The 12,328-nt window shown below is 72.1% G+C and carries 11 protein-coding genes; 4 read left to right on the top strand and 7 right to left on the bottom strand.

What is annotated here, in order from left to right:
* The 4 genes from FF100_RS12505 to FF100_RS12520 all read right to left on the bottom strand — a co-directional run.
* On the bottom strand, positions 1 to 349 hold a 349-nt coding region (locus tag FF100_RS12505), incomplete at its 3' end, for a GTP-binding protein (protein ID WP_171070138.1).
* A gap of 109 nt (positions 350 to 458) precedes the next feature.
* Positions 459 to 839 carry a hypothetical protein gene (locus FF100_RS12510; RefSeq protein WP_139036004.1) on the bottom strand — a complete coding sequence of 127 codons (381 nt, stop codon included), beginning with the start codon at positions 837 to 839 and terminating at the stop codon, positions 459 to 461.
* A gap of 131 nt (positions 840 to 970) precedes the next feature.
* A complete protein-coding gene (locus tag FF100_RS12515) occupies positions 971 to 2,671 on the bottom strand; it encodes a lysine--tRNA ligase (protein ID WP_139036005.1) in 1,701 nt (566 codons plus the stop codon).
* A gap of 201 nt (positions 2,672 to 2,872) precedes the next feature.
* Positions 2,873 to 3,898, bottom strand: a complete 1,026-nt coding sequence (locus tag FF100_RS12520) for an LLM class flavin-dependent oxidoreductase (protein WP_139036006.1) — start codon at positions 3,896 to 3,898, stop codon at positions 2,873 to 2,875.
* A 285-nt stretch (positions 3,899 to 4,183) separates the two neighbouring features.
* Between FF100_RS12520 and FF100_RS12525 the strand changes: the two genes are divergently transcribed.
* Together FF100_RS12525 and FF100_RS12530 are read left to right on the top strand one after the other, a co-directional pair.
* On the top strand, positions 4,184 to 4,966 hold the full coding sequence (locus FF100_RS12525) for an SDR family NAD(P)-dependent oxidoreductase (RefSeq protein WP_139036007.1): 783 nt from the start codon (positions 4,184 to 4,186) through the stop codon (positions 4,964 to 4,966).
* 23 nt (positions 4,967 to 4,989) lie between these two features.
* Positions 4,990 to 5,778 carry an SDR family NAD(P)-dependent oxidoreductase gene (locus tag FF100_RS12530; RefSeq protein WP_139036008.1) on the top strand — a complete coding sequence of 263 codons (789 nt, stop codon included), beginning with the start codon at positions 4,990 to 4,992 and terminating at the stop codon, positions 5,776 to 5,778.
* A gap of 12 nt (positions 5,779 to 5,790) precedes the next feature.
* Here FF100_RS12530 and FF100_RS12535 read toward each other — a convergent pair whose 3' ends face one another.
* On the bottom strand, positions 5,791 to 6,630 hold the full coding sequence (locus FF100_RS12535; protein WP_139036009.1) for a transporter substrate-binding domain-containing protein: 840 nt from the start codon (positions 6,628 to 6,630) through the stop codon (positions 5,791 to 5,793).
* Positions 6,631 to 6,754: 124 nt separating this feature from the next.
* On the opposite strand from FF100_RS12535, the gene FF100_RS12540 reads away from it, so the two are divergent.
* Positions 6,755 to 8,584, top strand: coding sequence for a glycosyltransferase family 2 protein (locus tag FF100_RS12540; protein ID WP_246102045.1), 1,830 nt, complete (start codon positions 6,755 to 6,757; stop codon positions 8,582 to 8,584).
* 3 nt (positions 8,585 to 8,587) lie between these two features.
* On the opposite strand, the gene FF100_RS37800 is transcribed toward FF100_RS12540, so the two are convergent.
* Positions 8,588 to 9,184 (bottom strand): SCO family protein, encoded by a 597-nt coding sequence (locus tag FF100_RS37800; RefSeq protein WP_246102046.1) that lies wholly within the window; start codon positions 9,182 to 9,184, stop codon positions 8,588 to 8,590.
* A gap of 315 nt (positions 9,185 to 9,499) precedes the next feature.
* Between FF100_RS37800 and serA the strand changes: the two genes are divergently transcribed.
* The gene (gene serA, locus FF100_RS12545) at positions 9,500 to 10,747 is read left to right on the top strand and encodes a phosphoglycerate dehydrogenase (protein WP_139036010.1); all 1,248 of its coding nucleotides are present in this window, start codon (positions 9,500 to 9,502) and stop codon (positions 10,745 to 10,747) included.
* Positions 10,748 to 10,838: 91 nt separating this feature from the next.
* Here the strand turns inward: serA and cysG are convergent, their stop codons facing one another.
* On the bottom strand, positions 10,839 to 12,296 hold the full coding sequence (gene cysG, locus FF100_RS12550; RefSeq protein ID WP_139036011.1) for a siroheme synthase CysG: 1,458 nt from the start codon (positions 12,294 to 12,296) through the stop codon (positions 10,839 to 10,841).
* Positions 12,297 to 12,328: the final 32 nt, after the last annotated feature.

The raw sequence follows: 12,328 nt of genomic DNA on the forward strand, positions 1-12,328 counted from the left end.
GGGTCTGCGGCATCGGGCCGTCGGCCGCCGACACCACCAGGATCGCGCCGTCCATCTGCGCCGCACCCGTGATCATGTTCTTCACGTAGTCGGCGTGCCCGGGGCAGTCGACGTGCGCGTAGTGCCGGTTCGAGGTCTCGTACTCGACGTGCGCCGTCGAGATCGTGATGCCGCGCGCCTTCTCCTCCGGCGCCTTGTCGATCTGGTCGTACGCCGTGAACGTGGCGCCACCCGTCTCGGCCAGGACCTTCGTGATCGCCGCGGTCAGAGAGGTCTTGCCATGGTCAACGTGACCAATGGTGCCGATGTTGCAGTGCGGCTTCGTCCGCGAAAACTTTTCCTTGGCCATATCCATCACCTGCGGCAAGCCCGCCCACGACGTCCAGCCGGGCGGAAGGCGCGGCCCGCTTAGAGGGTTAGCGCCGGTTGATCAAGTCCGCCGTCGCGCGGGGTCCCCCTCAGGGGGTACCCGCGACGCGCCGCCGGTCGAGGCTGCGGGCATAGGCCTCCGCCGTCTCGCGCTCGTGGTCGGAGAGCAATTGCTCGACGGCCCCGACGAGGTCGGGCGCCTCGGTGAAGCCGGCCGCAACGAGGGCCACCGCCTTCGCCCGCGCCGCCTCGCGCTTGGCCGGCAGGCAGATATGCTGCGCCCGCACGGCGAAATGCTCCGCCGTCTCGTGGCGCATCCGCGCCGCGGCGGATTCCCGTGCCAGGCAGCCCTTCAGCCGTGCGATCGCCGCCCCCTCGCGGGCCGGCCGCGCCACCTCGATGGCATGCGTCGCGGTGACCTGTGTCGGACCCGCGAAGGCGACGAGCAGGAGCGGCATCACGGCGCGCATGGCGAGGTCCCGGCGTGTTTGTTCCTGCTATGTTCCATACCACCACTGATTCCCTGCTGCCAAGGTAAACGGGTGGACGGGTGGGGACAACGCAGGAGCCGCCCCCGCCGCGCGGCGGGGGCGGGAGAGGGTCAGGCCGCTTCCGGAGCCTTGCGGCTCTCCAGGAACGCCGCGTGCTCCTCGGCGAGCGCTCCCGACAGGGCGCGGGCGATCAGCGCCCGGGTCTCCTCGACGCCGTAGAGGGCGACGAAAGACCCGAAGCGCGGACCCCGCGCCTCGCCGAGCAGGATACCGTAGAGCGTGGTGAACCAGGTCTGCGACACGCCGGGCCGCCCGTCCGGGCTCTTCGACTTGCCCGACAGGTCGGGGAAGTGGCGCCGCCCGACCTCGTAGACCGCCGCCTGCAGGGCCTCCGGATCGGTCGAGCCTCCTTGCGTCGCCAGGGTCTCGGACAGATCCGTGAGCGCGGCGGCCTCCGCCTCGCTCGGCGTCCGGTAGGTCTTGGCCGGGCGCACGAAATCGCGGAAGTAGCGCACGGCGTGGTGGACCAGCCGGTCCAGGCGCGGATGCGTCTCGGGCGAGGCCTCGGGCGCGTAGCGGCGGATGAAGCCCCACAGCACCGCCGGATCCTCGGTATTGGCCACCGCCACGAGGTTGAGCAGCATCGCGAACGGGATCGCCCCGCCCTCCCCCACCCGCTCGGGCTCCGGCGGCGTGCCGGCATGCAGGTGCCAGGTCGGGTTGCCGAGCTTCAGCTTCGGTTCCTGGCCCGGAAACTTCTCCAGGAACGACAGGTAGTCGTCGACGTGGCGCGGGATGACGTCGAAATGCAGGCGCTTGGCCTCCCGCGGCTTGTTGTACATGAACAAGGCCAGGCTCTCGGGGGTGCCATAGGCCAGCCACTCGTCGATGGTGAGGCCGTTGCCCTTCGACTTCGAGATCTTCTGCCCCTTCTCGTCGAGGAACAGCTCGTAGTTGAAGCCTTCCGGCGGGTCGGCGCCGAGCACCCGGGCGATCTGGCCCGAGAGCTTGACCGAATCGATCAGGTCCTTGCCGGCCATCTCGTAATCGACGCCGAGCGCCACCCAGCGCATCGCCCAGTCGGGCTTCCATTGCAGCTTGGCATGGCCGCCGGTGACCGGGGTCTCGTAGGATTCGCCGGTCGCCGGATCTCGCCACACGATGGTGCCGGAGGACACCTTCACCTCGTCGATCGGCACCTGCATCACGTGCCCGGTGACCGGGTGGAGCGGCAGGAACGGCGAGTAGGAGGCGGAGCGCTCGGCCCGCAGCGACGGCAGCATCACCGCCATCACGGCGTCGTAGCGCTCGAGCACCCGCAGCAGCGTCGCGTCGAAGCGGCCCGCGCGGTAGCACGCGGTCGCCGACAGGAACTCGTAGTCGAAGCCGAACGAATCGAGGAAGCGGCGCAGCTCGGCGTTGTTGTGGGCACCGAAGCTGTCATGGGTGCCGAACGGGTCGGGCACCGCGGTCAGCGGCTTGTTGAGGTTCGAGGCCAGGAGCGCCTTGTTCGGCACGTTCTCCGGCACCTTGCGCAACCCGTCCATGTCGTCCGAGAAGGCGACGAGGCGGGTCGGGACGGAATCGTTCGTCAGCGTCCGGAAGGCGTGGCGCACCATCGAGGTGCGGGCGACCTCGCCGAAGGTCCCGATATGCGGCAGGCCCGAGGGGCCGTAGCCGGTCTCGAACAGCACCTCGCCTTTGCCCGTCCGCTCCAGCCGGGCGACGAGCTTGCGCGCCTCCTCGAAGGGCCAGGCGGATGCGGAGGCGGCGGCCTCCGCCAGGGCGGGATCGATGCGGAATGCGGACATGGCGAGGGGATTCGTGGCCTGACGAGGCCGCGCGGGCGCGGCCCTCGGTTGAGCGTTTCGGGAGCCCGGCACCCTATGGGCCGCGCCCCCGAGGGTCAACGCGAGGCGGATCGGAACCCCCGCAGCCATCGAACGGCCCCGCTCGACGGCTGCGGCCCGCCCGGACGGGTGCCGGCGCCTTCGCGCCGGCATCCCGCACGATCACGCGTGGGCGGGTTCGCGCTGGCCCGCACCGCTTCGCTGCGGATCGGCCATGATGTCGGCCAGGATCTCGTAGGAGCGCAGGCGCGCCCGGTGGTCGTAGATCGCGGCGGCGACCATCAGCTCGTCGGCCTGCGTACGGGCGGCGATCGCATCGAGGCCGCGGCGCACCGTCTCGGGCGAACCGACCACCGAGCAGGCGAGCATGCCGGCGGCCTGCACCTTCTCGTGGCCGGACCAGTAGGTCTCGATGTCGTCGATCGGCGGCGGCAGCTGGCCGCGGGTGCCGCGGAAGATGTTGGTGAAGGCCTGCTGCGCCGAGGTGAACAGGCGGCGCGCCTCCGCATCGGTCTCGGCCGCGATCACGTTGACGCCGACCATCGCGTGGGGCTTGGCCAACTGGCCTGAGGGCTCGAACCGGGCGCGGTAGACCTCAAGCGCCTGCATCAGGGCGTCCGGCGCGAAATGCGACGCGAAGGCGTAAGGCAGGCCCAGCATCGCGGCCAGCTGCGCCCCGAACAGGCTGGAGCCGAGAATCCACAACGGCACGTTGGTGCCCGTGCCCGGCACCGCCTGGATCACCCGGCCGGCATCGAGCGGCCCGAGCAGGGTCTGCAGCTCCAGCACGTCCTGCGGGAAATGGTCGGAGGCCGACGGATCGCGGCGCAGGGCCCGCAGGGTGCGCTGGTCGGTGCCGGGCGCGCGGCCCAGACCGAGATCGATCCGGCCCGGATAGAGCTCGGCCAGGGTGCCGAACTGCTCGGCGATCACCATCGGCGAGTGGTTCGGCAGCATGATGCCGCCCGCCCCGACCCGGATCCGGTGCGTGCCCCCGGCGATGTGCCCCACCACCACCGAGGTCGCCGCGCTGGCGATGCCGGTCATGTTGTGGTGCTCGGCCACCCAGTAGCGGGTGAAGCCCCAGCGTTCGGCATGCTGCGCGAGATCGAGGGTGTTGCGCAGCGCGTCCCCGGGCGTGGACCCTTGCGGGATCGGCGCGAGGTCGAGGATCGAGAGTGGCGGCATCGGCGGATCCCGGAGGTTGTGAGTGCATGTCCCCTGCTGGTGTCCAAGATTTGGCCTGGGGCATGCGGATACAAGCGCGCCGGGCCGATGCGTGACATGCGCGGGCAGCGCAGGCCGGTGAGCGCATCGAAGCCGGCAGCCGCCATACCGCTTGTTCCGACACGATCGAGTTCCCCCCTGCTCCGAACTGTTCCGGAAGCCCGAAATCCGGCCTTGCCCACCGTCGCGCATTCTCCGATGCTGTCCTGACGCCTGCGACGAGACGGGCGAATCCGGGGAGACTCCATGGCGGGCTTGTTCGATCTCACCGGCCGGGTGGCGGTGGTCACCGGCGGCAATGGCGGCATCGGGCTCGGGATGGCGGAGGCCCTGGCCGGCGCCGGCTGCGCGGTCTCGATCTGGGGCCGGGACGCGGCGAAGAACCGGCAGGCGCTCGACCGGCTCGAAGCCACCGGCGCCCCGGTCGCGGTGGAGATCTGCGACGTTGCCGACGCGGACGCCGTGCAGCGCGCCTTCGACGCGACCCTTTCGCGCTTCGGCCGGGTCGACGGGATGTTCGCCAATGCCGGCGTGGCCGGCGGCGGGCGGCGCTCGTTCCTGGACCGGGGGCTCGAGGAGTGGCGGCAGACCTTCGCGGTCAACCTCGACGGGGTGGTGACGAGCTTCCAGGTCGCGGCGAAGCACATGGCCGAGCGTGCCGGCAGCGGCGACGCCTTCGGGCGGCTCGTCGCGACGTCGAGCGTCGCCTCGCTGCTGGGAGCGGCCCGCAACGAGCATTACGGCGCCACCAAGGGGGCGCTCAACGCCATGGTCCGCGCGCTCGCGGTCGAACTCGCGCGCTACGGGGTGACGGCGAACGCGATCCTGCCGGGCTGGATCGAGAGCGACATGACGGCGGGCCTGATGGCGAACGAGAAGTTCGTGACCCTCAACCTGCCGCGGATCCCCGCCCGCCGCTTCGGCCGGCCGGAGGATTTCGGCGGCATCGCCGTCTACCTGATGAGCGGGGCGTCCGCCTACCACACCGGCCAGGTGCTGGTGATCGACGGCGGCTACACGGTCGCATGACGACATTTGCGCGCGAGGGCACGATGGCACGCTTCACCGGCAAGGCGGTCCTCGTCACCGGCGCCGGCAGCGGCATCGGCCGTGCCTCGGCCCTGCTCTTCGCCCGCCAAGGCGCGGCGGTGGCCTTGGTCGACCGGGATCCGGGCAGCGTCGAGGAGAGCGCGGCGTTGATCGCGGCCGAGGGCGGCCGGGCCCTCGCTCTCGCGGCGGATGCCGGCCGCGAGGCCGACGTCGCCGGTTTCCTCGCCTCCGCCGAGCAGGAATTCGGCCGGCTCGACGCGATCCACGCCAATGCCGGGATCGGCGGCGGCACGGTGCCGTTCACCGAGCAGAGCGTGGAGCTCTGGGAGGAGGTGCTGCGGGTGAACCTGATCGGCGCCTTCCTGGCGATCAAGCATGGCGGTCCCCTGCTCCTGCGCCACGGCGGTGGGGCGATCGTCTGCACCGCCTCGGTCGCGGGCCTGCGCGCCAATGCGGCGGGGGCGGCCTACAGCGCCAGCAAGGCCGGGGTGATCAGCCTGGTCCAGACCGCGGCCGACGCCTTCGCGGGCTCGGGCCTCAGGATCAACGCCGTCTGTCCCGGCCTGATCGAGACCGGCATGACGGCGGGCCTGTTCGCCGCGGCACGCGCGAAGGGCAAGGCGGACCGCATCGGCCAGCTCAACCCGCTGCGCCGGGCGGGGCTGCCGGAGGAGGTCGCCGCCGCGGCATTGTTCCTGGCAAGCGACGAGGCGGCCTACGTCAACGGCCAGGCGCTCGCGGTCGATGGCGGGTTGTCGAGCACGCATCCTTTCGTGCCGCGACGGGGCTGACGGTCCGTCGGCTCAGAACGGGCTGACCGGGAAGAACCGCAGGTACAGCTCCGCATACTTGCCCTCGTCCCATAGCCGCTGGAGCGCGTCGTCGAGGGCGCGGGCCAGGACCTCGTCCTCCTTGCGGGTCACGAAGCCGATGCCCTCGCCGAAATAGCGGTTCTCCAGGTAGTCGCCGCCCGCGAAGGCGCAGCACCCCGCGGCGTCGGTGCCGCCGATCCACAGGGACAGCGCCAGCCCGTCGCCGAACAGGTACGCGATCTCGCCCCGGCGCAGGGCCGCCTCAGCGGTGGCGAGATCCGGGTAGGTCTTCGGCGTGACGTGGAAGAAGGCCCGCAGGTAGGCCTCGTGCGCGGTGCCGGCGACCACGCCGGTCGGGTGTTCGGCGATCACCTTGGCGCTCGGCGCCGGCAGGCCCTTGTCGCCCCGCACCGCGAAACGGGCGGGCCAGCGGAAATACGGCCGGGTCGCCCGGTGGCCGGCCCTGAGGGAGGCGGTGAGCGGCACGGCCGCCGCCACCACGTCGCCCTGGTTGGCCTGGAGCGCGTCGAGCAGCGTGTCGAACCGGCGCACCTGCACGGTGCAGGTCAGGCCGAGCTTCTCGCAGGCGGCCCGGGCGAGCTCGACGGCGAACCCCGTCGGATTGCCGTCCGGCCCGGCGAAGTGCAGCGGCGGATACTCGTCGTCGGTGAGGAAGCGTACCGGCCGGGTGGTCTGCGGCGGTTCCGGCCGCTCCAGCCGGGCGCGGGGATTCCAGAAGTTCGGGATCGTCACCGGCTCGGCGGCCGCAGCCGGCACGGCCAGCGCCAGCAGCAGGGCCGCCAGCGCGCGGCGGGCATGACGCTGCGGCATCCGCGCCACGCTCGCGAGAAATCCGCCGGCAGAGGAACGCGACGCTGTCGCGGGAACGGGGAGAGCCATAGGCTCTCGTAGCACGAACCTCCGCCGGGGGAAGGCCGCACCATCGGAGTGCCCGATGTTCGTCGAGGTCCGATCCCCGCACGGCGCCGCCATCGTCCTGCCGGGCGAGCTTGCCTTCCTGCTCGGCCAGGGGGTCGATCTCGCCATCGTCCGGGAGGCCGCGATCCGGGCCGGCCAGGAGGGTACCGAGCCGGTGGCGGCCCTGCTGCGGGCCGGCCTGATGAGCGAGGCCGATTACTACGCGGCGCTCGCCCGGGCGCTCGGCCGGCCGTTCCGCGGTGCCGGCCTCGTCCTGCACCCGGCGGCACGGTTTCCCGAGGATATCCGCCTCGGCGCGGCGGCCGGCGACGCGGGCGCCGTCTACCTCGCCCCGCCGCCCGGGGCGGTGTCGGCCCTTCTCGAGACCGGCGCGCCGCCGGGGGCGGTGTTCACCACGCCGGCGGCGCTGGCGGCCGCGGTGCTCGGCACCGCCGGTCCCCGCGCCGCCGCAAGGGCCGCCGAGGCGCTGGAGGTGCGCGCACCGGATTGGGCCTACCGCCCGGGCCTGCATCCCGGACAGGCCCTGGCTCTGGTCCTCGCAATCGCCCTGATCCTGCTCGTCCTCGACGCGACGTCGTGGCTGCAGCTCCTCGCGGTCGCGGGCCTCAACCTGATGGTCCTGGCGGTGATCGTGTTCCGCCTCGCCGCGCCGCTGCTGCGTCCGGATCCGCTGCCGGACCCTGCCGGGATCCCCGACGCCGCACTGCCGGTCTACACGGTGCTGGTGGCGCTCTACCGGGAGACCCGGGTGGTGCCTCGCCTCGTCGGCGCGCTCGCCCGCCTCGATTACCCGGCCTCAAAGCTCGACCTGAAATTCGTGATCGAGGCCGACGACATGGCAACGGCGGCAGCGCTGGCCGCCCTGCCGCTGCCGGCCCGGTTCGAGATCGTGACCGCGCCCGCCGGCCTGCCCCGCACCAAGCCGCGGGCCCTCAACGTCGCCCTGCCGCTGGCCCGCGGCGAGCACCTGGTGGTCTACGACGCCGAGGACGTGCCGGATCCGGGCCAGCTCAAGGCCGCCGCCGCCCTGTTCCGCGCCAATTCCGGCAGGCTCGCCTGCCTGCAGGGCCGGCTGGTCATCGACAACACCGACGATACCTGGCTCACCCGCTGCTTCATCCTCGAATACGCGGCCCTGTTCGACGTGCTGCTGCCGCTGCTGACGGCCGCCCACCTGCCGGTGCCGCTCGGCGGCACGACCACGCATTTCCGCACCCAGACCTTACGCGAGGTGCACGGCTGGGACGCCTGGAACGTCACCGAGGATGCCGATCTCGGCCTGCGCCTTGCGCTCGCCGGCTACCGGGTCGGCGACCTGCCGCTCTCGACCCTGGAGGAAGCCCCGGCCTTCTGGCGCCCGTGGCTGCGCCAGCGCATCCGCTGGATGAAGGGCTTCGTCCAGACCACGATCACCCACAGCCGCCACCCGGTCGCGGCGTTCCGGTGCCTCGGGCCCCTCGGCCTGCTCTGCGCCGTGGCGATGGTGCCGGGTACGGTGGTCTGCGCCCTCGCCTACCCGTTCGGGCTCGCGCTCGCCGCATGGTCCCTGGCCACCGACCCGCTGCCGGCGACGCCGGATCTCCTCGCCAACCTGGTGACGGCGACCGGCGCCGCGGTCTTCGTCGCCGGCCTCGCGGCGATGTGGCTGCCGGCATTCGCGGGATGCCGGCGGCGGGGCTGGCCCGGGCTCGTCCCGTGGCTCCTCGCCCTGCCGCTCTATTACGGCCTCGTCAGCCTCGCGGCCTGGCTCGGCCTCCTCGAATTGCTGCTGGCGCCCTACCGCTGGAACAAGACCGAGCACGGCCTCGCCGCCACCTCCCGCACCGGGGCGATGCGGCGGACCTGAACCTCAGAGCTGACGCGCGACCTCGTCGGCGGCCTCCTTGGCCGGGCGCATCAGGTTCAGCGAGCCGACGAAGTGCCCGCGCCCGTCCATGATGTAGACGAGGGCCGTGTGCTCCATCGTGTAGTCGCCCTCCTTGAGCGGCACCTTGCGGCTATAGGCCCGGTAGGCCTTCACGGTGGCGGCGACCGCCTCGGGCGAGCCGGTCAGCCCGACGATGCGGGGATCGAAGCTCGACAGGTACTCCTTCAGCGCCTTCGGGTCGTCGCGCTCCGGATCGACGGTGACGAACAGCGCCTTCACCTCGCCGCCCTTCGGCCCGAGCGCCGCCAGCACGTCGGAGATCTGCTGCAGGGTGGTCGGGCAGATGTCCGGGCAATGGGTGAAGCCGAAGAACACGAGATGCGGCTGGCCGGCGAAGTCCCGGTCGGTGACCGTGCGGCCGTCCTGGTTCACCAAGGTGAACGGCCCGCCGACAACGCTGGTGCCGGTGGCGACGGGCCGGCCGAGCATCAGGCTGGCGGCCAGGCCCAGCACCGCGAGGCCGAGGGCGAAGACGAGGAGCGGGATCGCGGCGCGGCGCATCCGGGGCGTGAGGGGCATCGGCGGTCTCTTCCTGGCTTGCCGAGATCGGCTCCGGCCGAAAGCGGGTGCGGCCGGTGGAGCACCGCCGGACCTCGCCGGCAAGGGGGCACGGGGTCGCCCCGACGACGACGCGGGCACGGGGTCGCCCCAAGGCCGGATGAGCGCGGGGCTGCCCGCGCTGTAGGCGCAGCACTGCCCTGCGCGTGAGCAGGCCCCGGCGACCGGCCCCCATGTTGCGTTGCGGCGCGCGCTCTCCTATCGCTCGCGCCGACCGGCCCGCGCCTGCCGCGGTCTCCGCCCCATTCCCAAGACGACCCGTCAAGAAGACCCGCCATGGCCGACAAGCTCTCACTGCCCAAGGACAAGATTCGCGTCCTGCTTCTCGAAGGCATCAACGACAGCGCGGTGTCGCTGCTCGAAGCGTCCGGCTACGTCACCGTCACGCGGCTGGCCAAGGCCCTCGATCCGGCCGACCTGCACCAGGCCCTCAAGGGCGTCCACATCCTCGGCATCCGCTCGCGCACCCAGCTCGACGAAGCCGCCTTCGAGGCGGCCGACCGGCTGATGGCCGTCGGCTGCTTCTCGGTCGGCACCAACCAGGTCGATCTCGAGGCGGCGCGCCGGCGCGGCATCCCGGTCTTCAACGCGCCGTTCTCCAACACCCGCTCGGTGGCCGAGCTCGTCATCGGCGAGATCGTGATGCTCCTGCGCCGCATCGTGCCGCGCTCGGTCTCGGCCCATGTCGGCGGCTGGGACAAGTCGGCCAACGGCTCGTTCGAGGTCCGCGGCAAGACCCTCGGCATCGTCGGCTACGGCAATATCGGCTCGCAGCTCTCGAACCTCGCCGAGGCGATGGGCATGCGGGTGATCTTCCACGATCTCACCGACCGCCTGCGCCACGGCAACACCGAGCCGGTCGACAGCCTCACCGCGCTGCTCGCCCAGAGCGACGTGGTCTCGCTGCACGTGCCCGAGACGGCCTCGACGAACAACATGATCGGCGAGGCCGAGATCCGGGCGATGAAGCCCGGCTCGTACCTGATCAACAATTCCCGCGGCACGGTGGTCGATCTCGACGCCCTGGCCTCGGCCCTCAAGGACGGCCACCTGCGCGGGGCCGCCGTCGACGTGTTCCCGGTCGAGCCGAAATCGAACAGCGAGCGGTTCAACTCGCCGCTCCAGGGCCTCGAGAACGTCATCCTCACCCCGCATGTCGGCGGATCGACCGAGGAGGCGCAGGAGCGCATCGGCGCCGAGGTGGCCCGCAAGCTCGTCGACTATTCCGATATCGGCTCGACGGTCGGCGCGGTGAACTTCCCGCAGGTGCAGCTGCCGGCCCGGCCGACCGGCCTGCGCTTCATCCACGTGCAGCGCAACCTGCCGGGCATGCTCGGGCGGCTCAACGAAACCTTCGCCCGCAAGCACATCAACATCGCGGCGCAGTTCTACCAGACCGACGGCGAGGTCGGTTACGTCGTGGTCGAGACCGATGCGACCGACGTCGATCCGGAGGCCCTGCTCGAGGAGCTGCGCGCCATCGACGGCACGATCCGGGCCCGGCTGCTCTACGAGCGCCGCTGACCGCGATCGGTGCCCGGTTGCCGCGCGACCGGGCGCCGTCTCATGACGTCACGCCTTCAAGCGCCCCGGCCCGCCGGGGCGCTTTGTCGTGTCAGTGAGCCGCCGAGGCCAAAGCCTCGGCGACGACCGCCTCGCGCTCGCCCCGCCCGAGGGCATTGCCCACCATCACGATCGCCGGCCCCTCCAGGCCCGCCGCCTCGACCCGGTCGGCGAGGTCGCGGGCTTGCGCCTGCACCACCGCCTGGTCGGGGCGCGTGGCGTTGAACACCACGAGCGCCGGCGTCGCCGGAGGCAGGCCCTCGGCCACCGCCCTGGCCAGCAGGGCGCGCATCGTGCGCTTGGGCATGTAGATCACCGTCGTGACGGTGGGGTCGGCGAGAGCGGCCCAGTTGAGGTCGTCCGGCAGGGTGCCGCGGCGGTCGTGGCCGGTGACGTATTGCAGGCGCCGCGCCGCGTCGCGGTGGGTGAGCGAGAGGCCGAGGGAGGCCGCCGCCCCCTGCGCCGCCGTGACGCCGGGCACCACGGTCACCGGGATGCCGGCCTCGCGGCAGGCATCGATCTCCTCGCCGGCCCGGCCGAAGACCAGGGGATCGCCGGACTTGAGCCGCACCACCCGCTTGCCGCTCTTGGCCAGCGAGACCATCAGGGCGTTGATGTCGTCCTGGCGGCAGGACGGGCCGTGGCCGGTCTTGCCGACCAGCATCGTGCAGGCCTCGCGCCGGGCGTAATCCAGGATCTCGGGCGCGACGAGGTCGTCGTACAGGATGACGTCGGCGCTGCGCAGCGCCCGCAGGGCCTTGAGGGTGAGAAGCTCGGCATCGCCCGGACCGGCCCCGACCAGCACCACGCTGCCGCCGGTCGGCGCGGCGTCGCTCTCGGCGACCAGCGCCTCGAGGTCGGCGCGGACCGGCGCCCGCTCCGGATTGGCGAAGGCGAGGTCGGTGAAGCGCTCCCAGAACGCCCGGCGCTCACCGAACACGTGATAGCGGGCGCTAACCTCGGCGCGCCAGTCACGGGCGGCGGCCACCCAGGCCTTGAAGCCTGCCGGCAGCATCGCCTCGATGCGGGCGCGCACGGTCTGGCCGAAGACCGGGACCGCGCCCTCGGTCGAGATGCCGACGACGAGCGGCGAGCGGTTGACGATGGCGCCGAACGAGACGTCGCAGAGATGCGGCCGGTCGATGGCGTTGACGATGGCGCCCGCGGCGCGGGCCGCCCCGACGAAGCACTCGCACTCGCCCTCGCTCTCGAAGGCCGCGATGGCGAAGGCGGCGCCGACGAGGTCGGCCGGCGACCAGTCGCGCTCGTGCAGCACGACCTTGCCGGCGACGGCCTCCTGGGGGGCGCCGCGCATCTCCTCGGTGGGTTCCGGCGCGAACACGTCGACATGCGCGCCGGCGGCGGCGAGCAGCTTCACCTTCCAGGCCGCACCGCCATTGGCCCCGGCCAGGACCGCGCGTTTGCCCGTCAGCGTCACGAAGACCGGCAGCACGGCCAGGGGCTCGAGGCCGGGGGAGCGGGTCTCGCGGGGAGCACGGGGCGTACGCATGGGACGTTGGGTTTCTGGCACGAGTCTCGGGA

The sequence above is a fragment of the Methylobacterium terricola genome (genome assembly GCF_006151805.1).
Lineage (GTDB): Bacteria > Pseudomonadota > Alphaproteobacteria > Rhizobiales > Beijerinckiaceae > Methylobacterium > Methylobacterium terricola.

Excerpts from the sequence above, each read along its gene's own strand:
- FF100_RS12510 (WP_139036004.1), bottom strand. The coding sequence starts at position 839 with ATGCGCGCCGTGATGCCGCTCCTGCTCGTCGCCTTCGCGGGTCCGACA.
- FF100_RS12515 (WP_139036005.1), bottom strand. The coding sequence starts at position 2,671 with ATGTCCGCATTCCGCATCGATCCCGCCCTGGCGGAGGCCGCCGCCTCC.
- FF100_RS12520 (WP_139036006.1), bottom strand. The coding sequence starts at position 3,898 with ATGCCGCCACTCTCGATCCTCGACCTCGCGCCGATCCCGCAAGGGTCC.
- FF100_RS12525 (WP_139036007.1), top strand. The coding sequence starts at position 4,184 with ATGGCGGGCTTGTTCGATCTCACCGGCCGGGTGGCGGTGGTCACCGGC.
- FF100_RS12530 (WP_139036008.1), top strand. The coding sequence starts at position 4,990 with ATGGCACGCTTCACCGGCAAGGCGGTCCTCGTCACCGGCGCCGGCAGC.
- FF100_RS12535 (WP_139036009.1), bottom strand. The coding sequence starts at position 6,630 with ATGCCGCAGCGTCATGCCCGCCGCGCGCTGGCGGCCCTGCTGCTGGCG.
- FF100_RS12540 (WP_246102045.1), top strand. The coding sequence starts at position 6,755 with ATGTTCGTCGAGGTCCGATCCCCGCACGGCGCCGCCATCGTCCTGCCG.
- FF100_RS37800 (WP_246102046.1), bottom strand. The coding sequence starts at position 9,184 with ATGCCCCTCACGCCCCGGATGCGCCGCGCCGCGATCCCGCTCCTCGTC.
- serA (WP_139036010.1), top strand. The coding sequence starts at position 9,500 with ATGGCCGACAAGCTCTCACTGCCCAAGGACAAGATTCGCGTCCTGCTT.
- cysG (WP_139036011.1), bottom strand. The coding sequence starts at position 12,296 with ATGCGTACGCCCCGTGCTCCCCGCGAGACCCGCTCCCCCGGCCTCGAG.